Raw genomic sequence first — 25306 nt, forward strand, 5'->3', positions numbered from 1 at the left:
CGCGAGTTGCGCGTCCTTCGCTCATAAGAGATTTTTGGGTCCGGCAAAAGATATTGCGATTTGTCTCGCCTCCTGGCTCAGGCGATGTTCGCCTCTCACAGGGAGGTCTCGATCATGCAGGCAGAAGCGCTCGCCTTGGGGCCGGCCAATGCCACCGACCTGATCCGGCGCGCGGCCGCGCTGATCTTCGACGTCGACGGCACCCTGGCCGAGACCGAGGAACTGCATCGGCAGGCCTTCAACCATGCCTTCGCCCGTTACGGTCTCGACTGGCACTGGGACCGCGCCGTCTACAAGGAGCTGCTGCAGGTGACTGGCGGCAAGGAGCGGATGCGCGCCTACCACGCCCGGCTGGCGATCGCTCCGCCGCTGTCGGATGCGGACATCGCCGCGCTCCACCGCATCAAGACCGCGTATTATGCCGAGCTGGTCGAGACCGGCTGCTGTGCCTTGAGGCCGGGCGTGATCGAGCTGCTCGCCGCGGCCAAGGCACGCGGCCAGCGGCTCGCCATCGCGACCACGACCTCGCACGGCAACATCGATGCGCTCTTGTCGCAGGCGCTGGGGGCGAGCTGGGCTGCGGAGTTCGATGCCATCGTGGCCGGCGACGACGTCAGGCACAAGAAACCCGCGCCGGACGTCTATCTCGAAACGCTGGCACGGCTGAAACTGGGTGCGGCCGACTGCTTCGCCATCGAGGATTCCGCCAACGGCCTGATCGCGGCCTCACGCGCCGGCATTCCGGTCGTGATCACCCGCAGCATGTTCTTCCGCGACGAGGATTTCAGCGCGGCACGGTTCGTGCTGGATGATCTGTCGGAACTCGACATCGCCAAACAAGAAACCGAAAAACAACCCCATGCACAGTAGAACACGCCCGCTCGTTCGCCGCTTTCAGTGGACGCGGTGGCTCGTCCTATCGTCCTCTGCCTGCTCGACAATCTGGGCGATCGGGCTCGACTGGTGATGCACCAGGCGCCACTCGTCACCGACGCGGCGGAAATGGTTCGCGGCGGCCAAGGCGGTGCCGTCCACGATCTCGATGCAGAGCACGCGGGCGCTGTCGCCGTCGACGATCGCCTGCGGCTCGGCGCAGACGATCTGCGGCCGCTCGGGATTTTGCAGGATGTCGCGCCAGCTTCCCATCACCGTGGCGCGGCCGACGATCGCAGGCCAGCCGGGATGGATGCAGGAAATGCCGTCGTCATCCGCCCACATCTGTTCCATGCCGGCGAAGTCGCCTGCTGAAAACGCGGCGTAGAAGGCCGCGTTGGCGGCGATGATCTTGCTGTCTTTTGCCATCGCTCCCGGGTGGGGCAAGGAGGGGCAAAAATCAAGCGCGACTTCCGTTCGACTTCGGTTCAATTTGGACCGCAGTGCAGCATTGCCCGCTGTGGTCAGGCCGAGACGAGCGACTCCACCGCCCGCCGCGCCCCATCCTGGTAGAGGCGGCCGAGGGCCGCGGTGACCGCCTCACGCAGGCGCGGCTCCGAACCCAGTGGTCCGAACACCTTCTCCACCCCGAGCAGCGCAGGCGCGAGCCGCTCCGCGACGGGCCCCGCCTCGCGCGTCAGCTTTGCGAACTCGGCGGCAAGCGGATCGCGCACGTCGATGGCGCGGCCCTGTTCGTCTGTTGCGCTGACGTAGCGCATCCAGCCGGCCACCGCGAGCGCATGCGTTGCAATCGGAAGGTTCCTGGCGAGGCGGTCCTGCATCGCGCCGAGCAGGCGCTGCGGCAGCTTTTGCGAGCCGTCCATCGCGATCTGCCAGGTGCGGTGATGCAGCGCCGGATTGGAAAAGCGCTTCAGCAGCGAGGCGCGATAGGCGGCGAGATCCGTGCCAGACGGCATCGTCAGCGTCACCGCTGCCTCCTCCATCACCCGCGCGGCGAGGCGCGCGAAATGCGGATCCTGCATGGTGTCGGCGATGGTCTCATAGCCCGCGAGATAGCCGAGATAGGCCAGCGCCGAATGGCTGGCGTTGAGCAGCCGCAGCTTCATCAGCTCGAACGGCTTGACGTCGCTGACGAGCTCGACGCCGGCGGCGGCAAGATCGGGCCGGCCCGCCGTGAAGCGGTCCTCGACCACCCATTGCGTGAAAGGCTCGGTCATCACGGGCCAGGCGTCACGCAGGCCCAGCGCGGATGACACGGCGTCCCGGTCGGCATCCGTGGTTTCAGGAACGATACGGTCGACCATGGTCGAGGGGAAGGCGGCATTGTCCGCGATCCACTTGCCGAGATCCTTGGAGCGCAGCGCCGCGAACTGCGTCACGATCCGCTGCGCGGTGTGGCCATTGGCGGCGAGATTGTCGCAGCACAACACGGTGAAGGGCTTGGCTCCGAGCGCGCGCCGCCGCGCCAGCGCCGCGACGATGAAACCGGGCGCCGATCGCGGCGCGTCGAAATTGTTCAGGTCATGCACGACGTCAGGGTGCCGCTCGTCGAGATCGCCGGTCTGCGGCGTGTGGCAATAGCCCTTCTCGGTGACGGTGAGCGAGACGATGCGGGTGGCGGGATCGGCCATCCGCTCGACCAGGGCCGCCGGCTTCTCGCGTGCGACGACACTGTCGAGCAGCGCGCCGATGACACGATGCTCGGTGCCTTCGGCGGCGCGTACGGCTACCGTGTAGAGATGATCCTGCGGGGCGAGGGCGTCGCGCGTGTCCGGGCTGCGCAGGCTCGCGCCGACAATGCCCCATGATGTGGCGCCTGTGGCAAGGCAATCGTCGATGACGACGGCCTGATGCGCGCGATGAAATGCGCCGAGACCAAGATGCACGATGCCGGGCGTGACACGCGGGAGGTCGTAGGCCGGGCGGCGCACCGCCGGCGGCAACCGGTCGAGATTGGCCCTGCCAAGACGCGCTGAACCTGGGCGCATGGACGTCTCCCCTTTGCTTTGCCGCTGCTTGACATGGCACCCGTATCAGGTCAATGCTTCGGTCAATTGGTAAGACCAATTTTCCAAAATTGGCAGGCCGCGGGCGGGAAAGCCCGCGCGACCCTTTCGGGAGGACCAGCGTGCCGCTGGAAGCTGTGGAGGCGAGACGGCTCTATCGCCAGGTCGCCGATCAATTGCGAAACCTGATCGACAGCGGCGAGTACGCGGTCGGCAGCCGCTTGCCGACCGAGCGCGACCTCGCCGAGCAGCTCAAGGTGTCCCGGCCCACGGTGCGCGAAGCCCTGATCGCGCTCGAGGTCGAGGGGCGGCTGCGCATTCGCGTCGGCTCCGGCATCTATGTGATCGAGCCCGCCGCAATCGCCGCGCCGGCAGCCGCGTCCGTCATCGAGGGGCCGTTCGAGCTGCTGCGCGCCCGCGAATTCCTGGAAAGCGCCATCGCCGAACAGGCCGCGCGCGTGGCGACAAAGGACGACATCGCCCGCATCGACGCCTCGCTTCTCGCGATGGAGAAGGTCGAGCATCCCGGCGAAGCCTCGATGGTTCACGACCGCGCGTTTCATGTCGCGATCGCCGGAAGCCTCGGCAATGCCGTATTGGTGCGCGTGGTCGGCGAGCTGTTCGACCAGCGCCTCAATCCCTATTTCGCGCAGCTTGCGCATTATTTCGAGAACCCGGGCACCTGGCGTACCGCGCTCGACGAGCATCGTGCCGTGCGCGAGGCAATCGCGGCGCATGATCCGCAATCCGCGCGCGAGGCGATGCGTACCCATCTGGCGAGGTCGCAGGAGCGCTTCGCGCAGAATTTCGGTGCCGAGAACGCGGCCGGGCCGTCGCCGGGAGGGAGCCGGACCGCGCGCCTCGCGGCGAAGTCGCCAAAACCAAAGCCTGCGCCGGAGAAGCGCGCTACGGGCCGCAGCGCGCGGCGGCGATGAGATTGTGCGGCCCGCATCCGTGCCGGGGCGGGCGAACAAGAACAAGAAGCAGACTTGAACGATGGAGGAAAAGTCGATGTTGAAGAAGATGACGATTGCAGCAGTGATCTCCGCCGCTACGCTGCTGGCTGCGACCAGTGCCAGCATGGCGCAGACCAAGCTCAAATGGGCCCATGTCTACGAGACCTCGGAGCCGTTCCACACCGCCTCGGTCTGGGCCGCGCAGGAGATCGGCAAGCGCACCAACGGGCGCTACCAGATCGACGTCTATCCGGCCTCCCAGCTCGGCAAGGAGACCGACATCAACCAGGGCCTCTCGCTCGGCTCGGTCGACATCATCATCTCCGGCTCGAGCTTCGCGGCCAAGAGCTTCGCGCCGATCGGCGTGACCTATTATCCCTACACGTTCCGCGATGCAGATCATCTGCTCGCCTATACCAAGAGCGACATCTTCAAGGAGCTCGCCAAGGGCTACGAGGACAAGAGCGGCCACCACATCGTCGCGGTGACCTATTACGGCGTGCGGCAGACCTCGTCGAACAAGCCGATCAAGACCTGCGCCGACATGAAGGGCCTGAAGATACGCGTGCCCGACGTGCCCGCCTATCTCGCGATGCCGCGAGCCTGTGGCGCCAACACCGCGCCGATCGCGTTCGCCGAAGTCTATCTCGCGCTCCAGAACGGCACCGTCGAGGCGCAGGAGAATCCCCTGACCACGATCGAGGCCAAGAAGTTCTACGAGGTGCAGAAGCACATCGTGCTGACCGGCCACATCGTCGATCACCTCAACACCGTGATCGCCGGCGCCCTGTGGAAGAAGCTCAGCGACGAAGACAAGAAGATCTTCACCGACGTGGCGCAGGAAGCCGCCGCCAAGGCCACCGGCGAGATCAAGCAGAACGAGACCAAGCTGGTCGCCTTCTTCAAGGACAAGGGCCTCAGCGTGACCGAGGTCGACAAGAACGAGTTCCGCGACACCGTGCTGAAGAACGTCGCGTTCGAGACCTTCGGCTACCGTAAGGCCGACTGGGAAAAGATCCAGGCGGTGAAGTAACATTGCTCGCTGCGTCATAAGGCCCTCATGGTGAGGACCGCGAAGCGCGTCTCGAACCATGAAGGCCCCGATGTCGCCCGGGGCCATCCTTCGAGACGCTTGCTTCGCAAGTTCCTCAGGATGAGGAGTGCAGCAAGTGTGAGGCAGCAGAAGGCGTCGTTCCGGGGCGACGCGCAAGCGTCGAACCCGGAACCTCGAGATTCCGGGTTCGGCTCACCGGGCGCGCCTTGCGCGCTCCCGTCGAGCCGCCCCGGAATGACGACTGAGAGGTTTGAGGAGCAACCATGTCCACCGCCGAAATCCACCGGCAGATCACCGCGGAGGAGATCGCCCATACCTTCGAGGAGGAGGCGACGCCGAAGGTCGATCTCGGCATCTACGCGTTCGAGGATTGGGTGGCGCTTGCGATCTTCTGGGTGATGGCGCTCGCCGTCTTTCTCCAGTTCTTCACCCGCTACGTGCTCAACGACAGCTACGCCTGGACCGAGGAGATCGCAACCTACTGCCTGATCGGCGTGGTCTTCATCGGCGCTTCGATGTGCGTGCGGCTGTCCCGGCACATCCAGGTCGACCTCCTCTACCGCTACCTGCCGCAGCCCGTGGGGCGCGCGCTGTCGACAATGATCGACCTGATCCGGATCGCCTTCTTCGGCTACGCCATCAAGCTGGTCTGGGTCTACATCCAGATCATCGGCGACGAGCAGATGACCACGATCAATTTCCCCAAGAACTACGTCTATTACTTCGTGCTGCTCGGTTTCGTGCTGATGTTCCTGCGTTCCGTGCAGGCGGCGCTGCAACATTGGCGGCAGGGTTACTCGGTCCTCGAACGCCCCGGTGCCTACGACGGGTCGGAGATATAACATCATGCTGCTGTTGCTCGGAGGCTTTCTCGTTCTGATGCTGCTCGGCGTTCCCGTGGCGATCGCCATGGCCGCCTCGTCGCTGCTCTACATCCTGGTCAGCGGCGTGACGCCCGACGTCACGCTGGCGCAGCGCATGATCGCCGGCGTCGAGAGCTTTCCGCTGCTCGCCGTGCCCTTCTTCATCCTCGCCGGCAACCTGATGAACATCGCCGGCGTCACCGGGCGCATCTACAAATTCGCCGTCGCGCTGGTGGGGTGGATGCGCGGCGGCCTCGGCCACGTCAACATCATCGGCTCGGTGATCTTCTCCGGCATGTCCGGCACCGCGATCGCGGACGCCGCCGGTCTCGGCACCATCGAGATCAAGGCGATGAAGGACCATGGCTACTCAACCGAGTTCTCGGTCGGCGTCACCGCGGCCTCGGCGACGCTCGGGCCCATCATCCCGCCGTCGCTGCCGTTCGTGATCTACGGCATGATGGCGAACGTCTCGATCGGCGCGCTGTTTCTCGGCGGCGTCATTCCGGGGGTCGTGCTGACCCTGTTCATGATGATCACGGTCACCTATTTCGCGCACAAGAACAAATGGGGCAGCGACACGCCGTTCTCCTGGCCGCAGATCGGCTCGGCGGGCCTCGAGATCGTCATCGTGCTCTCGTTCCCGCTCGCGATCTGGCTGATGGTGATGGCCGGCCTCTCGATCAACGTGGCGGTCGTCATCGGCCTCGGCACGCTGCTGGCGATCGACTGGTACTTCGACTTCTCAGCGGTGATGGCGCTGATGGCGCCGGTGATCCTGATCGGCGGCATGACGCTCGGCTGGTTCACCCCGACGGAAGCTGCCGTTGCCGCCGTGATCTGGTCGCTGTTCCTCGGCCTGGTCCGCTACCGCACCATGACGCTGCAAACGGTGGCGAAGGCGACATTCGACACGATCGAGACCACGGCCTCGGTGCTGTTCATCGTCACCGCCGCCTCGATCTTCGCCTGGCTGCTGACCGTGTCGCAGGCCGCGCAGACGCTCTCGGACTGGATGCTCAGCGTCACCCACAACAAATGGGTGTTCCTGGCGCTCGCCAACGTGCTGATCCTGTTCGTCGGCTGCTTCATCGACACCACGGCGGCGATCACCATTCTGGTGCCGATCCTGCTGCCGATCGTGCTCAAGCTCGGCATCGATCCCATTCATTTCGGCCTGATCATGACGCTGAACCTGATGATCGGCCTGTTGCACCCGCCGCTCGGCATGGTGCTGTTCGTGCTCGCGCGCGTGGCCAAGCTCTCGGTCGAGCGCACGACGGTGGCGATCCTGCCCTGGCTGGTGCCGCTGATGCTGGCGCTGATCGCGATCACCTACATTCCTGAACTGACCCTCTGGCTGCCAAAATACATGGGACTCTCCAAATGACCTCGACCGCTCTCGCCGCAACCCTGTTCGGCCCCGAAGATCTGCGCATGATCGAGCATCCGCTCGACAGGCTCGCTGACGGCATGGTGCGCATCCGCTTTGGCGCCGGCGGCATCTGCGGCTCGGACATGCACTATTTCCGCCATGCCCGGACCGGCGATTTCGTGGTGAAGTCGCCGCTGGTGCTCGGCCACGAGATCTCGGGCGAGGTCGTGGAGATCGCGGGCGCGGCAGCCAATCTGAGGGTCGGCGATCGCGTCGCCGTCAACCCGTCGCGCTGGTGCGGCCATTGCGTCGCCTGCCGCGAGGGCCGGCCGAACCTGTGCGAGAACATCTACTTCATGGGCTCGGCCTCGAAGACGCCGCACATGCAGGGCGGTTTTGCCAATTATTTCGACGCGATCCCCGCGCAGTGCGTGAAGATCCCGGATCACGTGTCATACCAAGCCGCAGCGCTCGCCGAACCGCTGGCGGTCTGCCTGCACGCGGTCGCGCGCGCCGGCAATATCGAGGGCAAGCGCGGCATCATCTTCGGTGCCGGCCCGATCGGGCTTCTGACCATGCTTGCCGCGCGCCGCGCCGGCATGGCCGACATCACGGTGGCCGACATCGCACCGGCGCCGCTGGCGTTTGCAACCCGGCTTGGCGCTTCGCATGTCGAGAACGTCTCCGGTGGCGAGGAAGGGCTCAAGGCGCAGGCGGCCTCGCGCCCATACGACGTCGCGTTCGAGGTGTCGGGCACGGCCGCAGGCCTTGCCAGCGCCATCGGCATCGTCAGGCGCGGCGGCATCGTGGTGCAGATCGGCAATCTGCCGGGCGGCCAGATCCCGACGCCGTCGAATGCGGTAATGGCCAAGGAGATCGACCTGCGCGGCTCGTTCCGCTTCGGCTTCGAGTTCATGACCGCGGTGGAGCTGATTTCGGCCGGCAGTGTCGACGTGCTGTCGCTGGTCACCGCCGAGCGGCCGCTGTCGACCGCGCCCGATGCGCTGCGGCTGGCGCTCGACCGCTCGCAGAGCGTCAAGGTGGTGCTGACCGCGAACTGATTGGGAGAGACCCATGATGCTGGAGGGATGGCGCTGGTACGGGCCCGATGATCCCGTGTCGCTGGACGACGTCAGGCAGGCCGGGGCGACCGACATCGTCTCGGCGCTGCATCAGGTCCCGATCGGAGAGGCCTGGACGCGCAAGGCGGTCGAAGAGCGCAAGAATTTTATCGAGAACGGTCAACCGGGGCGATCGCCTCTGACGTGGTCGGTGGTGGAATCGATTCCGATCCCCGACGACGTCAAGCGCCTGGGGGACAAGGCGACCAGGTCGATCGAGGCCTGGATCGCGAGCCTTGAAGCCGTCGCGGCGGCCGGCATCAAGATCATCTGTTACAATTTCATGCCTGTCGTGGACTGGTGCCGCACCGACCTGGAATGGGAGCTGCCGAACGGTGCCCGCGCCATGCGCTTCGACCAGGACCGCTTTGCCGCCTTCGAGCTGCATATCCTCAAGCGTCCTGGGGCTGTGCGGGAATACTCGCCCGAGCAGCAGGCGCGCGCGAAGGCGCTGTTCGAGCAGATGAGCCAGGCCGATATCGATTATCTGGTCACGGTGATCGCCAGCGCGCTGCCGGGTTCGACCACCGAGCCGATGACTATCCCGCAATTCCGCGACCGGCTGGAGACGTATCGCGATATCACGCCAAAGATCCTGCGGCAGCATCTCGCCGAGTTCCTCGCGCGCGTGACGCCGGTGGCCGAGCAGCTTGGGGTGTCGCTGACCCTGCATCCGGACGATCCGCCGCGGCCGCTGTTCGGCTTGCCGCGCATTGCCTCCTCAGCCGACGACTATCAGGCGCTGTTCGACGCGGTGCCATCCAAGGCCAACGGCATCTGCCTGTGCACCGGCTCGCTCGGCGTGCGTGCGGAAAACAATCTGCCTGAAATGGCCGAGCGCTTCGGCCCCCGCATCGCGTTCGCCCATTTGCGCGCCACCAGGCGCGAGGCCGACGGGCTGTCGTTCTACGAGTCCGATCATCTCGATGGCGACGTCGACATGGTCGCGGTGCTGAAGGCGCTTTTGAAGGAGAACGCCCGGCGGTCGCCGGACAAGAGGATCGTCTTCCGTCCCGATCACGGCCACCGCATGCTCGACGACCTCGCCGCGACCAAGCGCACCAACCCCGGCTACACCGCCATCGGCCGCCTCCGCGGCCTCGCCGAGCTCCGCGGCGCGATTCGCGCGATCGAGCATCGGTAGAGGCTTTTCGCCTCTCCCCGCTTGCGGCAGGGCAATCGCACATGACGCTTTGCGGGACCTGAGCGCGCGCCTCGTCCTTCGAGACGACCGCTTCGCGGTCTCCTCAAGATGAGGCTAAGCAGCTTTGGTGCTTCTTGAAACTCGCGCCGCGCACCCGCTCCTCATCCTGAGGGCCCGCCAGCGGCGGGCGTCTCGAAGGATGGCCACAGGCGAGATCGCTCGCATATGCGATTGTCCTGTCGCAAGCGGGCAGAGGGAGATTAAATCAATAGCACGCCGCCATCGCGCCGAGCTTCGGATAGAGCCGGTCGATCGCGGCGATCTCGCTTCTCATCTGCGCGATGATCCAGTCGCGGATCTCGGCGGCGATCGGGCGCATCGGCCGGTTGCGCGGCGGCAGGAATTCGCAGATGCGGCGCGTGGTGGTCAGCCGGTCGGAGGCCGGCACCAGCGCGCCGGTCAGCAGCCAGTGCGAGGCAACCGTCAGCCAGCCGAGCGCGATGCCCTGGCCGAGCAGGGCGGCCTGCACCACGACGGCATAGTCGGTGAAGCTCAGCGCCTTGGCCGCGCCGCGGCGCCCGGTGAGGAGCGAGGAATAATCCGCGGCCCAGTCGCCCGGCGTCTCGGCAAGGCGGATGATGGTGTTGCCCTCGGCGGGATCGGTTTCGCCGAGATAGGAGGGGCTGCACATCGGCAGCATGACTTCCTTCATCACCAGCGTGCCGCCCGATGGCGGCTCGTCGCGATCGCGGAAGCGCATGCCGAGGTCGACATTCTCCACCGGCCCGCGCAACGCGCCGGAGATGAGCTGGAAGCGCAAATCGACCTGCGGAAACTGCTTCTGCAGCTTGTCGATGCGCGGCATCAGCCAATGCGTGGTGAAGGCGGATGAGACCGACAGCGTCACCGTCTCGGTGCCCTTGCGGCGCCGCTCGATCTCGACGAGCCCGCTCTCGATGCTGCGAAAGCCGTCGAGCACGCGACGATAGAGCAGTTCGCCTTCCTCGGTGAGCACCGCGCGCCCCGCCTTGCGGTCGAACAGGCGGACGCCGAGATGCTCCTCGAATTGTCCGAGCATCCGGCTCACCGCCGGCTGCGTGACGTTCAATTCGGCGGCTGCGGCTGTGAAACTGCCATTGCGCGCCGCGGCGTCGAAGACGAACAGGGCGTTGCTCGACGGCAGCATGCGGCGAAGCTCGGGCATAACACCATGTTATGAGCCGCGTGAGAATTTGGCAATTGCCGAGTTTTGCCAAGTCTGTTGTCATCGCCATTACAGCCTAAAGACAGGGCTCGCGAGCAAGGATTTGGTGCGGTGCACGCTTCGATCCCGAGTGCTCGGATTCCCTGTCTATAAAGCAGGCTTATGGCGCGCAGTGAGGCACGCCGTTGCAGGGACGGGCGAGGTCGATCGTTGGACAAACGAGCGGAAAGCGTCGAGATCAGATCCGCGAGCAAGGCCTATGGCTCCGTGCGCGCCCTCGACGACGTCTCCCTCGATGTCGGCGCCGGGGAGTTCGTCTCGCTGCTCGGTCCCTCCGGCTCGGGCAAGACCACGCTGCTTGGAATTTTGGGCGGCTTCATCCTGCCGACAGCGGGCACGATCCTGTTCGGCGGCCGCGATGTCACCTACATGCCGCCGCACAAGCGCGACATCGGCGTCGTGTTCCAGAACTACGCGCTGTTCCCGCACATGAGCGTCGGCGAGAACGTCGCCTTCCCCTTGCGTGCCCGCCACCTGCCGAAAGCGATCTGGCCCGACAAGGTGCGCGCGGCGCTCGGCATGGTCGGGCTCGCCGGCTATGAGGAGCGCGGCATCGCGCAGCTCTCCGGCGGCCAGCGCCAGCGCGTGGCGCTCGCGCGCGCCATGATCTTCGAGCCGCGGCTGATCCTGATGGACGAGCCGCTGTCGGCGCTCGACAAGCAGCTGCGCGAATCCATGCAGATCGAGCTGCGCGCGCTGCACCGGCGCATCCAGGCCACCATCATCTATGTCACCCATGACCAGCGCGAAGCTTTGACCATGAGCGACCGCGTCGCGGTCATGAGGGACGGCCGCCTGGTCCAGATCGACGAGCCCGAGCGGCTGCACGATCATCCCGCCGATTCCTTCGTCGCGAGCTTCATCGGGGAGGCGACCATGCTGCCCGTTCGCCGCGTCGATGCCTCCAGCGTCGCGCTCGGCAATGCGCTGCTGCGCAGCGCCCGCGCCATTCCCGATGGCGATGCGCTGATGCTCGCCGTGCACACCGAAAAACTCCTGATCGACGACGGCGCGCAGGACGTCGCCTGCAACCGGCTGACCGGCATGGTCACCGACATCGTCTATCAGGGCGAGAGCCTGCGCATTTTCCTGGCGCTCGAAAACGGCATTGCGCTCAGCCTGCGCCAGCCGAGCTATCACCAGGCCTACAGCCGCATTCCGCCGCTCGGCGGCAGCCTCACCGTCACCCTTCACCCCGAGGACACCATCGTCGTGCCCAGGGTGGACTGAACTCAAGCCTTGTCCAACCGAGAGAAGAAACTGATATGTCGACCCAAGCCGCGTTCAGCAATTTCAAGGTTCTCACCTTCGACGTCGTCGGCACCTTGATCGATTTCGAGGCCGGCGTGCTCTCCGCGGTGCGCAGGATCTCGGGCAAGACGCCGGCCGAGCTCAGCGACGACCAGATCTTCGAGCCCTACAAGCGCGGCCGCGACAAGCACTACGGGCGCTCCAGCGAGGCGATGTTCCATGTCTATCGTCACCTCGCCACCGAGCTCGGACTGCCCGCCGACGATGCGGCCTGCGACATGTTCCAGCTTGCGGTGCTGCGCTGGGGGCCGTTCGCGGATTCGGTCGAGGCGCTTGGGCGCCTGCGCACGAAATTCCGGCTGGTGGCGATGACCAACGCGGACCGCGTCGCGCTGTCCTGCTATGCCCACGCGCTCGGCGATCCCTTCGACGACACGGTGTGCGCCGACGACACCGGCGTTGCCAAACCCAACCCTGAATTCTTCGCCTACAACAGGGGGCGCCAGTCCGCGTTCGGCTACAAGCAGTCCGACATTCTGCATGTCGCGCAGAGCCAGTACCACGACATCGGGATTGCGCGGAAGCTCGGCTACAAGGTGTGCTGGATCGAGCGTCGCCAGGGCATTGCCGGCTTCGGCGGCACGCCGGCGGTGGAGACGCTGACCAAGCCGGACTTCCATTTCCCAACGTTGAAGGCGCTCGCCGACGCCGCCGTTGGGCCTGCGGCGTAACAGCGTGAGCGCGGGCATGACACGGGACTGGAGCGCGCTGCCGTCGGCCAACTCGCTGTGGGGAGCCACGGCGGCGCCGGCGCGCGATTTTCCCGTGCTGTCGGGCGATCAGCAGGCGGATGTCGTGATCATCGGCGCGGGCTATACGGGGCTCTCCGCGGCGCACCACATCGCCAAGAGCGGCCTCGCGCCAATCGTGCTCGAGGCCAACCGCCCCGGCTGGGGTGCGAGCGGCCGCAACGGCGGCGTGATCACCGCAAAGTTCCGCCTGTCGTTTCGTGAGATCGACGCCGTGCATGGCCGCGCCATGGCACGGCGCATGTACGAGATCGCGCATGAATCGACCGACATGGTCGAGGAGCTCGTCTCCGAATTCGGCATCACGAGTGCGAATCTCACTCGCACCGGCCAGGTCAAGGCCGCGCATAATGAGACGACGCTCCGGGCCGCGATCGACGAAGCCAACTGGATGACGCGCGAGATGGGCTCCGCCGAGGTCCGCATCCTCGACAGGAACGGGGTGCGTGACGAGACCGGCTCGGACATCTTCGTCGGCGGTGTGCTCAATCCCGGCTCCGGTGGTATCCATCCGTTGAACTATCTGCGCGGCCTCGCCGACGGCGTCGCGCGTCGCGGCGTCTCCGTCTTCCAGGAGTCGCCCGTCATGAGGCTGCGGCGCGAGAAGGACGGCATCGTCGCCGAGACGCCGCAAGGTGCCGTGCGCGCAAGCCAGGCGATCATCGCCACCAACAGCTATTCCGACCTCACTGGCGCCACCGCGCATCTGCAGCGCACGCTGGTCCCGTTCCGCAGCGCCATGGTTGCGACCGCGCAGCTGTCGCGCAATCTTGCAGGAAGGCTGATGCCGACGGGGCGCACCTATACCGAGACCAAGCGCATGATGCGCTGGTTCCGCATGGTCGACAACCGCGTGATTTTCGGCGGCCGCGGCGCCTTCGGCAAGCAGGACTCGCAGGCCGCGTTCGACGCACTTCGCAAGGCAATGGTCGGCATCTTCCCCGATCTCGCCGACGTCCCGCTCGAATACAAATGGTCGGGCCTGGTCGCGATGACGCTGGACTCGGTCCCCCATATCGGCCGCCTCGACGACCGCACGCTGGTCTCGCTGGGCTACAACGGCGCCGGCGTTGCGATGTCGAGCCTGATGGGCCGCTATCTCGCCGCTTTCGTGCGCGGCGAAAGCCCCGATGTCGGCCTGCTCGACGTCAGCCGGATGAAGACGATTCCGCTCTACCCGCTGCGCGAGCCCGCCGTGCGCATGGTCGCCGGCTGGTACCAGTTTCTCGATGCGATCGGTCGGTGAGATCTCTTTGGAGGAGGCGAAAATGACGGCGATACGTAATTGCGGATTTGGTTGCGCTTTGCTGGGAGCAATCGCGCTCAGCGGCACCGCGGCGAATGCCGCCGAGCAGATCACCTTCGTCTCGCAAGGCGGGGCCTATCAGCAGGCGCAGACGGTGGCGATCCTCGATCCCTCCGCCAAGAAGCTCGGCATCACCATCAATCAGGATTCGATTCCCGACGCCTGGCCGGCGATCAAGACGCAGGTCGGCAGCGGCAAGCCGATCTGGGACGTCGTCGACACCCCGACCGGCTATTGCCTGCGCGGCGGCGAGCAGGGCCTGATCGAGAAGCTCGATTTCTCGAAGATCCCCAACGCCGCGGCGATGCCGGAGGCGTATCGCAGTCCATACTCCGTCTCCTACGAATTCTATTCCAGCGTGCTCGCCTTCAGCCAGAAGACGTTCCCGAAGGATGCGCCGAACAGCTGGGCGGATTTCTGGGACGTGAAGAAGTTCCCGGGCCGCCGCGCGCTGCGCAACCATCCGATCGCCACGCTCGAGGCGGCGCTGATGGCCGACGGCGTCGCGCCCGACAAGCTCTATCCGCTCGACGTCGACCGCGCCTTCAGGAAGCTCGAAGAGATCAAGCCGCACATCACGGTGTGGTGGACCTCGGGCGCGCAGTCGGCGCAGCTGCTCAACGACGGCGAGGTCGACATGGAGATGGCCTGGAACGGCCGCGTCAGCGCGGTCGCCAAGGAAGGCGCCAAGGTCGCCTTTACCTACAACCAGGGCATCCTGCAGAGCACCTCGCTCTGCATCCTCAAGGGCGCGCCCAATCTCGCCACCGCCGTGAAATTCCTCAACGAGGCCGTCGATCCCGTGCACCAGGCCAATCTGCCGCTCCATATCGACTACGGCCCGGGCAATCCCAAGGCGTTCGAGACCGGCGTGATCAAGCCCGAGCGTGCGGCGCAATTGCCGAGCGAGCCGGCCAATGCAGCCAAGCAGGCGTTGATGTCCTACGCCTGGTGGTCCTCGTCCGCCGGCGAAGCCGCCGAGAAGCGCTGGGCGTCGTTCATGCAGAAGTGAGACGAAACAGGAGATGACCCGTGGGTGCGCCGGCAACGACGCTGCACTCCCTCCCCCGCGCGCGGGGGAGGGTTGGGGAGAGGGTGTCTCGACAGCAAAGACTCTCCAAGAGGAGAAAGCCCTCACCCGGATCGCCTTCGCGATCCGACCTCTCCCGCAAGCGGGAGAGGCGTAGCAACCGAGACCAGCGATGCCAGCATTGACGACATCCGTGCCAGATCCATCGCAGAAGCATCAGCGCCGTGAGCACGGGCTGATGCTGGCGCTGGTGTCGCCGGCGCTGCTCGTGATCCTGGCTCTGATCGTGCTGCCGGTCGGCTGGCTCGCCTGGCAGTCGATCTACCATGACGGCTTCACGCTGGAGAATTATCGGCGCGTCTTCACCGAGGACATCTATTGGCGCAGCTTTGCGCTGACCTTCGAGATCAGCCTCGCGGTCACGTTGATTGCGCTGCTGCTCGGCTATCCCGTCGCCTATCTCGCCAACGCGTTGCCGAAAGGCTGGAGCATCCTCATCCTGTCGCTGGTCGTGCTGCCGTTCTGGACCAGCGTGCTGGTGCGCGCCTATGCCTGGCTGGTGCTGCTGCAGCGCAGCGGCGTGATCAACCAGTTCCTGCGCCAACTCGAATGGATCTCCGAGCCGCTCGCGCTGGTCCACAACACCTTCGGCACGGTCGTCGCGACGGTGCACATCCTGCTTCCCTTCATGGTGCTGCCGCTCTATGCGACCATGCAGAAGATCCCGAACGAGCTGATGCAGGCCGGCGCCAGCCTGGGCGCGAGCCCGTCGCTGACGTTCGTCCGCGTGTTCCTGCCGCTGTCGCTGCCGGGCGTGCTCGCGGGCTGCACCATGGTGTTCGTGCTCTGCCTCGGCTTCTACATCACGCCGGAATTGCTGGGCGGCGGCCGCACCGTGATGGTATCGATGCTGGTGAGCCGCAATGTCGAGCTCTACAACCAGTTCGGCGCCGCCAGCGCCGTCGCGGTGGTGCTGCTCCTCAGCGTGCTCGCGATCTTCTTCGTCGTCAGTCGCTTCATCTCGCTCGATCGCGTGTTGGGGCAGAAATGACGCGCTCCTCGCCCGCACGGATCGTCCTCTACGCGATCAGCGCGCTGGTGCTGGTCTATCTGATCCTCCCCGTTCTGATCATCGTGCCGATCTCGTTCTCCAGCGCGCGCTTCCTGACCTTCCCGCCGCCGTCGTTCTCGCTGCGCTGGTACCAGCAATATTTCGCCAACCCCGCCTGGATGCAGGCGACGCAGGTGACGCTGACGGTCGCGGTCCTGACCGTCCTGATCGCGACGCCGTGTGGGGTGGCCGCCGCCTACGCCATCAGCCAATCGAAGTTGCGCATCATGCGCGTGATCCACATGGCACTGCTGCTGCCGCTGGTGGTGCCGATCATCATCACCGCGGTCGGCATCTTCTTCGTCTATGCCAAGGTCGGCCTGGTCGCCACCATGCCCGGCCTCGTGCTGGCGAATGTGATGCTGGGATTGCCTTACGTCGTCATCTCGGTGCTTGCAGGCCTGCAGAGCTTCGATCCGGCGCAGGAAATGGTGGCGCGCAGCCTCGGCATGAACCGCCTCCGCAGCTTCTTTGCGGTGACGTTGCCGCAGATCAAGTCCAGCGTGGTTGCCGGCGGCATCTTCGCCTTCATCTCGGCGATGGACGAGACCATCGTCGCGCTGTTCATCTCGGGCGGACAGTATCAGCCGCTGACCAAGCGCATGTTCACCGCGCTGCGCGACGAGATCGACCCGACCATCGCTGCCATCTCGACGCTGATGACGGCGGCCTCGTTCATGTTGGTGCTGCTGGCAAGCGCGCGGAAGAAGGACGGGTGAGGGGCGGCGTTGCCCTGGCGCAATCGGGCGCGCCAGACGCCGTTGCGCGAGGCCTTGTTCAGGATCACCCGATCGCGAAATCCGCGGCCGTCTCGGCGTGAATGGCCGTGGTGTCGAACGTCTCGACCGACGTGTCTTCGGGGCCGACCAGCATCGTGATCTCGGTGCAGCCGAGGATGATGCATTCCGCGCCGGCGGCGACCAGCGCTGCCATCGCGTCCTGATAGCGACGGCGCGAAGCATCGGCGACGATTCCGAGGCACAGCTCGTCGTAAATGATGCGGTTCACGTCGGCGCGCGTCTCAGTGGGAGGAACCAGCACGTCGAGATCGTGCGCGCGCAGCCGATCGACGTAGAAGTCCTCCTCCATCGTGAACCTGGTGCCGAGCAGCCCGACCCGCCGGTAGCCTTTCGCCCGGATCCGCTGCGCTGTCGCATCGGCCAAGTGGATGAACGGGATGGCCACGCTGGAGACGATCTCGGGCGCGAGCTTGTGCATCGTGTTGGTGCATAGGACGATCGCCCGGGCGCCGGCGCTTTCGAGACGCCGCGCCACCTCGGCCAGGCTGGCCGCGGCCTCGCTCCAGCGGCCCGCATATTGCATCTGCTTGATCTCTTCGAAATCGTAGGAATACAGCAGCAGCGGGGCGGAATGCAGCTTGCCCATGCGTTCGCGGACGCGCTCGTTGATCAGCTTGTAATAGAGCGCCGTGCTCTCCCAGCTCATGCCGCCGATCAGGCCGATGGTTTGCATTCCCGGTGTCCTCGACGATGTGGTCCGGCCGGACCGTAGACGAAAACGTCGAGGCTCGGTAGCCGTCGCAAAGGCATGCCTATCGGGCGCTGCGTAGCTCGGATGAGGGGAGCTATATCCGGGAGCTTCGTGCCTGCCGCACCGGTGCGCTGCAGGGCCGGGGCCCATCTCGCTGCCTGCCGTGCCGGCTCTGGGTCCCGGCTCTGCGCCGCAACGCTAAGAGGCGTTGCCGCGCGTCCGGGACAAGCAGAAGGCGGTATATCAACCGCATCCCTCCATCGGGCCGACGAATGGGCGGTCGTGCAAACGGCACCGACGGGCATGCCGCCTGCGCAGGCTGCGGGAAGCCTTTCGACCTTGCGCGCGCTCTCGGCCTGTCTTACGCAGTTGCCGAATAATCGCGCATCGCCAGAGCCTTGAGGGAGCCGTCATGACCATCCGCAACACCCGCACCGGCGGCCAGATCCTGATCGATCAGCTCGTCGCGCAAGGCGTCGAGCGCGTCACCTGCGTGCCGGGCGAGAGCTATCTCGCCGCGCTCGATGCGCTGCATGACAGTCCGATCGACGTCATGATCTGCCGCGCCGAGGGCGGCGCGGCCATGATGGCGGAAGCCTATGGCAAGCTCACCGGTCGGCCGGGCGTCTGCTTCGTCACCCGCGGCCCCGGCGCCACCAATGCCAGCCACGGCGTCCACATCGCGATGCAGGATTCGACGCCGATGATCCTGTTCGTCGGCCAGGTCGACACCGGCATGCGCGAGCGCGAGGCGTTCCAGGAGCTCGACTACAAGGCGGTGTTCGGCACCATGGCGAAATGGGCGGTCGAGATCGATCGTCCCGACCGCATCCCGGAGCTGGTCGCGCGCGCCTTCCGCGTCGCCATGCAGGGCCGTCCCGGTCCCGTGGTGATCGCGCTGCCGGAGAATATGCTGACCGAGACCGCGGCCGTCGCCGATGCCATGCGCATCGAGCCGGCGGTGAGCTGGCCCGCGCCGGCCGACATCGAGCAGGTCGGTGCGATGCTGGCCAGCGCCAAGGCGCCGCTGGTCATCCTCGGCGGCTCGCGCTGGACCGACGCGGCGACCAGGAGCATCGCGCGCTTTGCCGAGCGGTTCGACCTGCCGGTCGCGACCTCGTTCCGCCGGGCCTCGCTGATCGATGCCGATCATTCGCATTATGCCGGCGATCTCGGCATCGGGCCGAGCCCGGGCCTGAAGGCGCGCGTCGATCACGCCGACGTCGTTCTACTGATCGGCGGCCGCATGTCGGAAATGCCGTCCTCGTCCTACACGCTGTTCGACATTCCCGCGCCGAAGCAGAAGTTGATCCACGTGCATCCGGGCTCGGAAGAGCTCGGCCGCGTCTACCAGCCGGCGCTGGCGATTCAGGCGACGCCTGCCGCGTTCGCGGCCGCCGTCGAGGAGCTGAAGCCATCGGGCGCGGTGGCCTGGAAGGGCGAGGCCGCCAAGGCGCATGCCGATTATCTCGCCTGGACCGGGAAGGCGCGCGAGCTGCCGGGCAGGTTCCAGTACGGCGAGGTGATGACCTGGCTGCGCGACCGCCTGCCGAAGGACGCCATCGTCTGCAACGGCGCCGGCAACTACGCCGGCTGGATCCACCGTCATCATCGCTTCCACAGCTTTGCGGCGCAGCTGGCGCCGACCTCGGGCTCGATGGGCTATGGCGTGCCGGCGGGCGTGCTGGCCAAGCGGCAATACCCGGATCGCGTCGTGGTCGCGTTTGCGGGCGACGGCTGCTTCCTGATGAACGGCCAGGAATTCGCCACCGCCGTGCAATATGACGCACCGCTGATCGTCATCGTCGTCGACAATTCGCAGTACGGCACCATCCGCATGCATCAGGAGCGCGACTATCCCGGCCGTGTCGTCGGCACCCAGCTCAAGAACCCGGACTTTGCGATGTATGCGAAGGCGTTCGGGGGTCATGGCGAGCGGGTCGAGCGCACCGAGGAGTTCGCGCCGGCGTTCGAGCGTGCGCTCGCCTCGGGCAAGCCGTCGATCCTCCACTGCATCATCGATCCCCGCGCGATCTCGGTCGGCAAGGATTTCACGCCCGCGGTGAAGGCTTAAGGCGGTGGCGGCCGGCCGTCACGTCGCGATCATCGGGGCCGGCGCGGTCGGGGTGATCAGCGCCATCGAGGCGCTGCGCGAGGGCCATCGCGTCACGCTGATCGATCCGGGGGAGCCGGGCGGCGAACAGGCCGCGAGCTATGGCAATGCCGGCTGGCTGTCGTCGCACTCGGTGATCCCGCCGGCGGAGCCTGGCATCTGGAGGAAGGTGCCGGGCTATCTGATGGACCCGCTCGGGCCGCTCGCGATCCGCTGGTCCTATTTGCCAAAGGCGCTGCCCTGGCTGGTCAAATATCTGCTCTCGGGCTGGACGGCGGCGCGCGTCGAGACGACGGCGTTCGCGCTGCGCGATCTCTTGAAGGATGCACCGCTGCTGCACCGAAAGCTGGCGGAAGAGGCGGGCGTCCCGGAGCTGATCGAGCGTAACGGCGTGATGCATGTGTTCCCGTCGCGCGGCAATTTCGACAACGATCTCGGCTGGCGCCTGCGCAAGAAGGTCGGCGTCGAATGGCTGGAGCTCAACGCCGACGAGATGCGCCAGCGCGAGCCGGATCTGCATCCGCGCTATACCTTTGGCGTGGTGGTGGAGGAAGCCGGCCGCTGCCGCGATCCCGGCGCTTATGTCGCGGCGCTCGCCAATCATGCGATCGCAAGCGGCGCCAAGCACGTGCGGGCCAAGGCGACCGGCTTGAGGCTGAACGGCGACAGGCTGGTGGCTGTCGTCACCGAGACCGGCGAGATTGCTTGCGATGCCGTCGTGATTGCCGCGGGCGCGCGGTCGAAGCAACTGACGGCATCGGTCGGCGATCCGCTGCCGCTGGAGACCGAACGCGGCTACCACGTCGTGATCGAGAATCCGGAATCGGGCCCGCGCAGCTCGATGATGGCATCCGACGCCAAGATGGTGGTGAACTGGACCAACAGGGGCTTGCGCGCCGCCGGCACGGTCGAGATCGCCGGCCTTGACGCCGCGCCGAACTGGAAGCGCGCCGAGATTCTGCGCGAACATCTTCTCGGCATGTTCCCGAAATTGCCGAGGGATATTCCTGCCTCGCGCATCAAGACCTGGTTCGGCCATCGGCCGAGCATGCCGGATGGACGACCCTGCATCGGCTATGCGCGCGCCTCGCGCGATATCGTCTATGCCTTCGGTCACGGCCATGTCGGCCTGGTCGGCTCGGCCCGTACCGGCCGCCTTGTCGCGCAGCTTCTCAGCGGCAGGCAGCCTGAAATTCCGCTTCTCCCCTTCGCGCCCGAACGTTTCCTCTGAGGTCGCAGCATGACCAACTCGGCTCATTCATCCTCCCGCATCGCCCGTGGCGGCAAGGCCATCTACGGCGCGCCGCTCGGCATCCTGATGCTGGAAGCGCGCTTTCCCCGCATTCCCGGCGACATGGGCAACGGCACGACCTGGCCGTTTCCGGTGCTCTATCGCGTGGTGAGCGGGGCTTCGCCCGAGAAGGTGGTGCTGAAGGGCGCGGCCGGCCTGTTGCCCGACTTCATCGATGCGGCCAAGGACCTGGTGCGGATGGGGGCCGAGGCCATCACCACCAATTGCGGCTTCCTCTCGCTGTTCCAGAAGGAGATCGCGGCCGCAATCGGCGTTCCCGTCGCGACTTCGTCGCTGATGCAGGTGCCGTGGGTGCAGGCGACCCTGCCGCCGGGCAAGCGCGTCGGTCTCGTCACGGTGTCGGGCTCGACCTTGACGCCGGCCCATCTCGAAGGCGCCGGCGTGCCGCTCGATACGCCGGTGGTCGGCACCGAGAACGGCAAGGAGTTCTTTCGCGTCCTGATCAAGGCCGAGAAGGACGACATGGACATCGCGCAGGCCGAGCGTGACGTGGTTGAGGCCGGCAAGCAGCTCGTCGCCGAGAATCCCGATGTCGGCGCCATCGTGCTCGAATGCACCAACATGCCGCCTTACGCCGCGGCGCTTCAGGCCGAGGTGGGATTGCCGGTCTACGACATCTATTCCATGATCACCTGGTTTCACGCCGGACTGCGCCCGCGCGCCTTTGCGTGAACGCGTCCGCGAGATCGTCACAAGTCCTGGAGCAGCCCATGAAACTATCCGGCAAGGTCGCCGCCATCACCGGTGCGGCGCGCGGCATCGGCAAGGCCTGCGCAAAGAGATTTCTGGACGACGGCGTCAAGGTCGTCATCTCCGACGTCGATGCGGAAGGCCTTGCCGCGACGGCTGCCGAGCTGGGGCGGCCGGACGCCTTGCGCACCATGGTCGGCAATGTCGCCAAGCGTGCCGATGTGGATCAGCTCGTCGCGACCGCCGTGAAGGAGTTCGGCCGGCTCGACATCATGGTCAACAATGCCGGCGTTGCCCGCAACCGGGACATCCTCGACATAACCGAAGAGGAGTTCGACGAGATCATCGGCATCAATCTGAAGGGCGCGTTCTTCGGCGTGCAGGCGGCGGCGAGGCAAATGATCGCGCAAGGCGGTGGCGGCGTCATCATCAACATGTCCTCGGTGAACGCGCTGCTGGCCATCCCGGCGCTGGCGACCTATGCGATGTCCAAAGGCGGCATGAAGCAGCTGACGTCGGTGGCCGCCGTTGCGCTCGCCCCGCACAACATCCGCGTCGTCGCGGTCGGGCCGGGCACGATTTTGACTGACATGGTCGCATCGTCGATCTACACCTCCGAGGACGCCCGCAAGACCGTGATGTCACGCACGCCGGCTGGTCGCGGCGGCGAGCCGAGCGAGGTGGCCTCCGTCGTCGCGTTCCTGGCGAGCGACGATGCCTCCTACATCACTGGACAGACGATCTATCCGGACGGCGGCCGGTTGGTCCTGAACTACACGGTGCCGGTGAGGGATAAGTAGGGGGAGGCGTCGCTCCACATTCGCTGTCATCGCCCGCGAAGGCGGGCGATCCAGTATCCCAGAGGCAGGCGTTGAAGAGCTCGCTCTCGCCACATCTGCCGCGGCGTACTGGATGCCCCGCTTTCGCGTGGCATGACAGCGGCGGTTGCGGGACGTTTGCCCTTCACTCCGCCGCGACCGTGATGCCGTGGCCGAGCCGCTTCGAGATGCCGCCGGCGCAATCCCGCAGCGCATGCGCGATCGGGCTGTCCCAGCGCGCATCGAACGTGCCTTCGGGGCCCATCGCGGTGATGACCAGCGCGACGTGACCGGAATGGTCGAACACCGGGGCCGAGAAGGCGTTGACGCCGGGCAGGGGATCGCCGAGTGCGCGGGCAAGGCCCTGCTTGCGCACCTCGGTCAGCATCTCCGCGACCTTGACGCCTTTGACCACGCGCTTCGGATTGTAGCCGACGCCGTGGCGGTCGAGCCCGCTCTCGAGCGCGGCGGTGATCGTCTTTTCCGGCAGGAACGCTGCGAAGGCCCGGCCGGTCGCGGTCTCCAGCAGCGCCATCACCGAGCCGACGCGCATGACGATGTGGACCGGCTGGGCCGGCTCTTCGAGCTGGACCACGGTCGGGCCGTGCGTGCCCCAAACCGCGAGCGACACCGCATGTCCGATCTGGCTGGCGAGCGCGGCGATCCTCGGCCTTGCGATGCGCACGCCGGAGAGCCGGCGCAGGCTGATCAGCCCGAGCTCCAGCGCCAGCGCGCCGATCTCGTAGCGGCCGGTGGTCTCGTCCTGCTCGATCAGCCCGATGCGGGAGAAGCTGGCGAGATAGGGGTGCGCCTTGGCCGGCGCCATGCCGGCCTCGCGCGCGAGATCGCGCAGCATCATCGGCTCGCCGCACCTTGCGAGCGCGCGGAGCAATTCTCCGCCGACCTCGATGGACTGGATGCCGCGGCTCTCTCTCTTCATGCGCCTCCGATGCGCTGGGCTTACGCCGCCTCGCGCTTGGCGGCGCTCTCGGCGAGATGACGGCCGGCAATGTAACCGAAGGTCAGCGCCGGCCCAAGCGTGATCCCGGCCCCGGGATAATTACCGCCCATGATGCTCGCCATGTCGTTGCCGGCGGCATAGAGCCCGGGAATGACGCGACCCTCGGCGTCGAGCGCCCGCGCATTCGCGTCGGTTACGATGCCGGCATAGGTGCCGAGATCGCCGATCACCATCTTGATGGCATAGAACGGCCCGTTCTCGATCGGTGCGACGCAGGGGTTCGGGCCATGCAGCGCATCGCCCTGGTAGCGGTTATAGGCCTTCGAGCCCTTGCCGAAGGCGGCGTCATGGCCGAGTGGGGCGGTCGCATTGAACTGCCCGACCGTTTCGACGAAGGCCTTGGCATCGATCCCGGCACTGGCCGCCAGTGACTCCAGCGTGTCGCCGCGCATGAGATAGCCGGACTTCAGGTGATGGCCCAGCGGCATCGGGAAGGGCGGCACGCAGCCGAGGCCGTATTTGCGCAGCGTCCTGTGATCGCAAACGAGGAAGGCTGCGATCTCCTCACCGGGCTTGGCCGCCTTGACCATGGCCTGGACGAAGTCGTGATAGGAATTGCCCTCGTTGGCAAAACGCTTGCCGTCGCGCATCACTGCGATCACGCCGGGCTTGGCGCGGTCGATGAAATGCGGCATCACGCCCTTCGAGCCGTCCTTGCGCGTGGTCAGCGACACCGGCACCCAGGCTGCCGCATTGGGCAGGCGGTCCTCGACACGTCCGCCTGCGGATTCTGCAAGACGTAAGCCGTCGCCGGTGTTGCCGGTGGGCCCCGGCGAAAAATGCTCATTGCCGGTCGGTGCGTGCGGAAACATTTTTCTGCGCCGCTCCACGTCATGGGGAAAGCCACCGCAGGCGAGCACGACGCCCTGGCGCGCGCGGACGCGGACCTCGCGTCCCTCGCGCGATACGATGGCGCCGGTGACGGTGCCGTTCTCAACCGTCAGCTCGCGCACCGGCGAGGACAGCCACATCGGAATCTTCAGGTCGAGCGCGGATTTGGCGAGGCGCCCCGCCAGCGCATTGCCGTTCGTGAGCGTCATGCCGCGGCCGTAGCGCAGCACGTCCATCAGGTGCCGCGACAGGCGTTTCGCGACATAGACCGCCGACGTCAGCGACTTCGTCACGCGCATGAAGTGGATGATCTCCTTGCCGCTTCCCAGCATCATCCCGAACACGGTGAGCTCGGGCAGCGGCACGCCCAGCGACTTGATGAGGTCGCCGAGCTCGCGGCCGTCGAACGGACGCGTCACCATGGAACGGCCACCCTGCGCGCCGCCCGGTGCCTCCGCGTGATAGTCCGGAAACACCAGCGGCATGTCGAAGCGCAACGCCGTCTTGGTGGTGAAGAAATCCACCGCCTCGGGGCCGGCCGAGAGAAATGCATCGACGCGCGCCGCATCAAAGTTGTTGCCGGCCTCGTGCCGGAGATAGGTGCGGGCCTGCTCCGGCGTCTCCTCGATACCATAGGCCTTCGCCAGCGAGGTGCCGGGAATCCAGAGCCAGCCGCCGGAGCGGGCGGTGGTGCCGCCGAAGCGCAGCTCCTTCTCGACGATCAGGACGTCGAGGCCGCGGGACCGGGCGGTGATCGCGGCCGACATGCCGGAGCAGCCCGATCCGGCCACGAGCACATCGCACTCGTAGGTTTCGCTTGCGCCATGCTCGTGGCCGGTCATCTGG

General features: G+C 66.2%; 23 protein-coding genes. 17 read left to right on the forward strand and 6 right to left on the reverse strand.

Going from position 1 to position 25306, the window contains the following annotated elements:
• Positions 1–114: 114 nt before the first annotated feature.
• On the forward strand, positions 115–870 hold the full coding sequence (locus D6B98_RS00830; protein ID WP_164718299.1) for an HAD family hydrolase: 756 nt from the start codon (positions 115–117) through the stop codon (positions 868–870).
• Between the two features lie 24 nt (positions 871–894).
• On the opposite strand, the gene D6B98_RS00835 is transcribed toward D6B98_RS00830, so the two are convergent.
• Together D6B98_RS00835 and D6B98_RS00840 are read right to left on the reverse strand one after the other, a co-directional pair.
• Positions 895–1302, reverse strand: coding sequence for a nuclear transport factor 2 family protein (locus D6B98_RS00835; RefSeq protein ID WP_126255062.1), 408 nt, complete (start codon positions 1300–1302; stop codon positions 895–897).
• Between the two features lie 95 nt (positions 1303–1397).
• Positions 1398–2882, reverse strand: coding sequence for a mannitol dehydrogenase family protein (locus D6B98_RS00840; RefSeq protein ID WP_126255063.1), 1485 nt, complete (start codon positions 2880–2882; stop codon positions 1398–1400).
• A 140-nt stretch (positions 2883–3022) separates the two neighbouring features.
• Between D6B98_RS00840 and D6B98_RS00845 the strand changes: the two genes are divergently transcribed.
• The 6 genes from D6B98_RS00845 (at position 3023) to uxuA (ending at position 9413) form a co-directional block, all read left to right on the forward strand.
• On the forward strand, positions 3023–3835 hold the full coding sequence (locus tag D6B98_RS00845; protein WP_164718300.1) for a FadR/GntR family transcriptional regulator: 813 nt from the start codon (positions 3023–3025) through the stop codon (positions 3833–3835).
• A gap of 88 nt (positions 3836–3923) precedes the next feature.
• The gene (locus D6B98_RS00850; protein WP_502699879.1) at positions 3924–4889 is read left to right on the forward strand and encodes a sialic acid TRAP transporter substrate-binding protein SiaP; all 966 of its coding nucleotides are present in this window, start codon (positions 3924–3926) and stop codon (positions 4887–4889) included.
• Positions 4890–5173: 284 nt separating this feature from the next.
• Positions 5174–5752 (forward strand): TRAP transporter small permease, encoded by a 579-nt coding sequence (locus tag D6B98_RS00855; protein WP_126255066.1) that lies wholly within the window; start codon positions 5174–5176, stop codon positions 5750–5752.
• Positions 5753–5756: 4 nt separating this feature from the next.
• Positions 5757–7163, forward strand: coding sequence for a TRAP transporter large permease (locus D6B98_RS00860; RefSeq protein ID WP_126255067.1), 1407 nt, complete (start codon positions 5757–5759; stop codon positions 7161–7163).
• On the forward strand, positions 7160–8209 hold the full coding sequence (locus tag D6B98_RS00865; RefSeq protein WP_126255068.1) for an L-idonate 5-dehydrogenase: 1050 nt from the start codon (positions 7160–7162) through the stop codon (positions 8207–8209). The genes D6B98_RS00860 and D6B98_RS00865 overlap by 4 nt, the downstream gene beginning before the upstream one ends.
• 13 nt (positions 8210–8222) lie before the next feature.
• Positions 8223–9413 (forward strand): mannonate dehydratase, encoded by a 1191-nt coding sequence (gene uxuA / locus D6B98_RS00870; protein WP_126255069.1) that lies wholly within the window; start codon positions 8223–8225, stop codon positions 9411–9413.
• 265 nt (positions 9414–9678) lie between these two features.
• Here the strand turns inward: uxuA and D6B98_RS00875 are convergent, their stop codons facing one another.
• The gene (locus tag D6B98_RS00875; RefSeq protein ID WP_126255070.1) at positions 9679–10617 is read right to left on the reverse strand and encodes a LysR family transcriptional regulator; all 939 of its coding nucleotides are present in this window, start codon (positions 10615–10617) and stop codon (positions 9679–9681) included.
• A gap of 210 nt (positions 10618–10827) precedes the next feature.
• On the opposite strand from D6B98_RS00875, the gene D6B98_RS00880 reads away from it, so the two are divergent.
• The 6 genes from D6B98_RS00880 to D6B98_RS00905 all read left to right on the forward strand — a co-directional run bounded on the left by D6B98_RS00880 (position 10828) and on the right by D6B98_RS00905 (position 16903).
• On the forward strand, positions 10828–11907 hold the full coding sequence (locus tag D6B98_RS00880) for an ABC transporter ATP-binding protein (protein ID WP_164718302.1): 1080 nt from the start codon (positions 10828–10830) through the stop codon (positions 11905–11907).
• Between the two features lie 35 nt (positions 11908–11942).
• Positions 11943–12659, forward strand: a complete 717-nt coding sequence (locus tag D6B98_RS00885) for an HAD family hydrolase (RefSeq protein ID WP_126255072.1) — start codon at positions 11943–11945, stop codon at positions 12657–12659.
• Positions 12660–12675: 16 nt separating this feature from the next.
• The gene (locus tag D6B98_RS00890) at positions 12676–13983 is read left to right on the forward strand and encodes an NAD(P)/FAD-dependent oxidoreductase (protein ID WP_164718303.1); all 1308 of its coding nucleotides are present in this window, start codon (positions 12676–12678) and stop codon (positions 13981–13983) included.
• Positions 13984–14005: 22 nt separating this feature from the next.
• On the forward strand, positions 14006–15055 hold the full coding sequence (locus tag D6B98_RS00895) for an ABC transporter substrate-binding protein (protein WP_164718304.1): 1050 nt from the start codon (positions 14006–14008) through the stop codon (positions 15053–15055).
• A gap of 256 nt (positions 15056–15311) precedes the next feature.
• Positions 15312–16124 (forward strand): ABC transporter permease, encoded by an 813-nt coding sequence (locus tag D6B98_RS00900; RefSeq protein ID WP_126255851.1) that lies wholly within the window; start codon positions 15312–15314, stop codon positions 16122–16124.
• Entirely contained in the window at positions 16121–16903 is a 783-nt protein-coding gene (locus D6B98_RS00905; protein WP_126255075.1) for an ABC transporter permease, read from the forward strand. Before D6B98_RS00900 ends, D6B98_RS00905 begins: the two co-directional genes overlap by 4 nt.
• A gap of 64 nt (positions 16904–16967) precedes the next feature.
• On the opposite strand, the gene D6B98_RS00910 is transcribed toward D6B98_RS00905, so the two are convergent.
• Complete coding sequence (locus tag D6B98_RS00910; protein WP_126255076.1) at positions 16968–17657, reverse strand: aspartate/glutamate racemase family protein; 690 nt, start codon at positions 17655–17657, stop codon at positions 16968–16970.
• Between the two features lie 430 nt (positions 17658–18087).
• Here D6B98_RS00910 and D6B98_RS00915 point away from each other — a divergent pair, with 430 nt between their 5' ends.
• The 4 genes from D6B98_RS00915 to D6B98_RS00930 are packed head-to-tail and all read left to right on the forward strand — an operon-like array spanning position 18088 to position 22590.
• Positions 18088–19749: a thiamine pyrophosphate-binding protein gene (locus tag D6B98_RS00915; protein ID WP_126255077.1), complete on the forward strand. Its 1662-nt coding sequence runs from the start codon at positions 18088–18090 to the stop codon at positions 19747–19749.
• 4 nt (positions 19750–19753) lie between these two features.
• The gene (locus D6B98_RS00920) at positions 19754–21019 is read left to right on the forward strand and encodes an NAD(P)/FAD-dependent oxidoreductase (protein ID WP_126255078.1); all 1266 of its coding nucleotides are present in this window, start codon (positions 19754–19756) and stop codon (positions 21017–21019) included.
• Positions 21020–21028: 9 nt separating this feature from the next.
• Positions 21029–21772 (forward strand): aspartate/glutamate racemase family protein, encoded by a 744-nt coding sequence (locus D6B98_RS00925; RefSeq protein WP_126255079.1) that lies wholly within the window; start codon positions 21029–21031, stop codon positions 21770–21772.
• A 38-nt stretch (positions 21773–21810) separates the two neighbouring features.
• Positions 21811–22590 carry an SDR family NAD(P)-dependent oxidoreductase gene (locus D6B98_RS00930; protein WP_126255080.1) on the forward strand — a complete coding sequence of 260 codons (780 nt, stop codon included), beginning with the start codon at positions 21811–21813 and terminating at the stop codon, positions 22588–22590.
• Between the two features lie 163 nt (positions 22591–22753).
• Here D6B98_RS00930 and D6B98_RS00935 read toward each other — a convergent pair whose 3' ends face one another.
• Both D6B98_RS00935 and D6B98_RS00940 read right to left on the reverse strand, forming a co-directional pair.
• Positions 22754–23548 (reverse strand): IclR family transcriptional regulator, encoded by a 795-nt coding sequence (locus D6B98_RS00935; RefSeq protein WP_126255081.1) that lies wholly within the window; start codon positions 23546–23548, stop codon positions 22754–22756.
• Between the two features lie 20 nt (positions 23549–23568).
• Positions 23569–25302, reverse strand: coding sequence for an FAD-dependent oxidoreductase (locus D6B98_RS00940; protein ID WP_126255082.1), 1734 nt, complete (start codon positions 25300–25302; stop codon positions 23569–23571).
• Between the last annotated feature and the right edge of the window lie 4 nt (positions 25303–25306).

It is taken from the genome of Bradyrhizobium sp. LVM 105 (assembly GCF_003957705.1).
Taxonomy (GTDB): Bacteria; Pseudomonadota; Alphaproteobacteria; order Rhizobiales; family Xanthobacteraceae; genus Bradyrhizobium; species Bradyrhizobium frederickii.

Bases quoted from the DNA above. Each gene is read 5' to 3' on its own strand.
- D6B98_RS00910 (WP_126255076.1), bottom strand. From the start codon at position 17,657: ATGCAAACCATCGGCCTGATCGGCGGCATGAGCTGGGAGAGCACGGCG.
- D6B98_RS00915 (WP_126255077.1), top strand. From the start codon at position 18,088: ATGACCATCCGCAACACCCGCACCGGCGGCCAGATCCTGATCGATCAG.
- D6B98_RS00875 (WP_126255070.1), bottom strand. From the start codon at position 10,617: ATGCCCGAGCTTCGCCGCATGCTGCCGTCGAGCAACGCCCTGTTCGTC.
- D6B98_RS00930 (WP_126255080.1), top strand. From the start codon at position 21,811: ATGAAACTATCCGGCAAGGTCGCCGCCATCACCGGTGCGGCGCGCGGC.
- D6B98_RS00850 (WP_502699879.1), top strand. From the start codon at position 3,924: ATGACGATTGCAGCAGTGATCTCCGCCGCTACGCTGCTGGCTGCGACC.
- D6B98_RS00885 (WP_126255072.1), top strand. From the start codon at position 11,943: ATGTCGACCCAAGCCGCGTTCAGCAATTTCAAGGTTCTCACCTTCGAC.
- uxuA (WP_126255069.1), top strand. From the start codon at position 8,223: ATGATGCTGGAGGGATGGCGCTGGTACGGGCCCGATGATCCCGTGTCG.
- D6B98_RS00865 (WP_126255068.1), top strand. From the start codon at position 7,160: ATGACCTCGACCGCTCTCGCCGCAACCCTGTTCGGCCCCGAAGATCTG.
- D6B98_RS00890 (WP_164718303.1), top strand. From the start codon at position 12,676: ATGACACGGGACTGGAGCGCGCTGCCGTCGGCCAACTCGCTGTGGGGA.
- D6B98_RS00895 (WP_164718304.1), top strand. From the start codon at position 14,006: ATGACGGCGATACGTAATTGCGGATTTGGTTGCGCTTTGCTGGGAGCA.
- D6B98_RS00855 (WP_126255066.1), top strand. From the start codon at position 5,174: ATGTCCACCGCCGAAATCCACCGGCAGATCACCGCGGAGGAGATCGCC.
- D6B98_RS00860 (WP_126255067.1), top strand. From the start codon at position 5,757: ATGCTGCTGTTGCTCGGAGGCTTTCTCGTTCTGATGCTGCTCGGCGTT.
- D6B98_RS00905 (WP_126255075.1), top strand. From the start codon at position 16,121: ATGACGCGCTCCTCGCCCGCACGGATCGTCCTCTACGCGATCAGCGCG.
- D6B98_RS00840 (WP_126255063.1), bottom strand. From the start codon at position 2,882: ATGCGCCCAGGTTCAGCGCGTCTTGGCAGGGCCAATCTCGACCGGTTG.
- D6B98_RS00925 (WP_126255079.1), top strand. From the start codon at position 21,029: ATGACCAACTCGGCTCATTCATCCTCCCGCATCGCCCGTGGCGGCAAG.
- D6B98_RS00900 (WP_126255851.1), top strand. From the start codon at position 15,312: ATGCTGGCGCTGGTGTCGCCGGCGCTGCTCGTGATCCTGGCTCTGATC.
- D6B98_RS00835 (WP_126255062.1), bottom strand. From the start codon at position 1,302: ATGGCAAAAGACAGCAAGATCATCGCCGCCAACGCGGCCTTCTACGCC.
- D6B98_RS00830 (WP_164718299.1), top strand. From the start codon at position 115: ATGCAGGCAGAAGCGCTCGCCTTGGGGCCGGCCAATGCCACCGACCTG.
- D6B98_RS00935 (WP_126255081.1), bottom strand. From the start codon at position 23,548: ATGAAGAGAGAGAGCCGCGGCATCCAGTCCATCGAGGTCGGCGGAGAA.
- D6B98_RS00940 (WP_126255082.1), bottom strand. From the start codon at position 25,302: ATGACCGGCCACGAGCATGGCGCAAGCGAAACCTACGAGTGCGATGTG.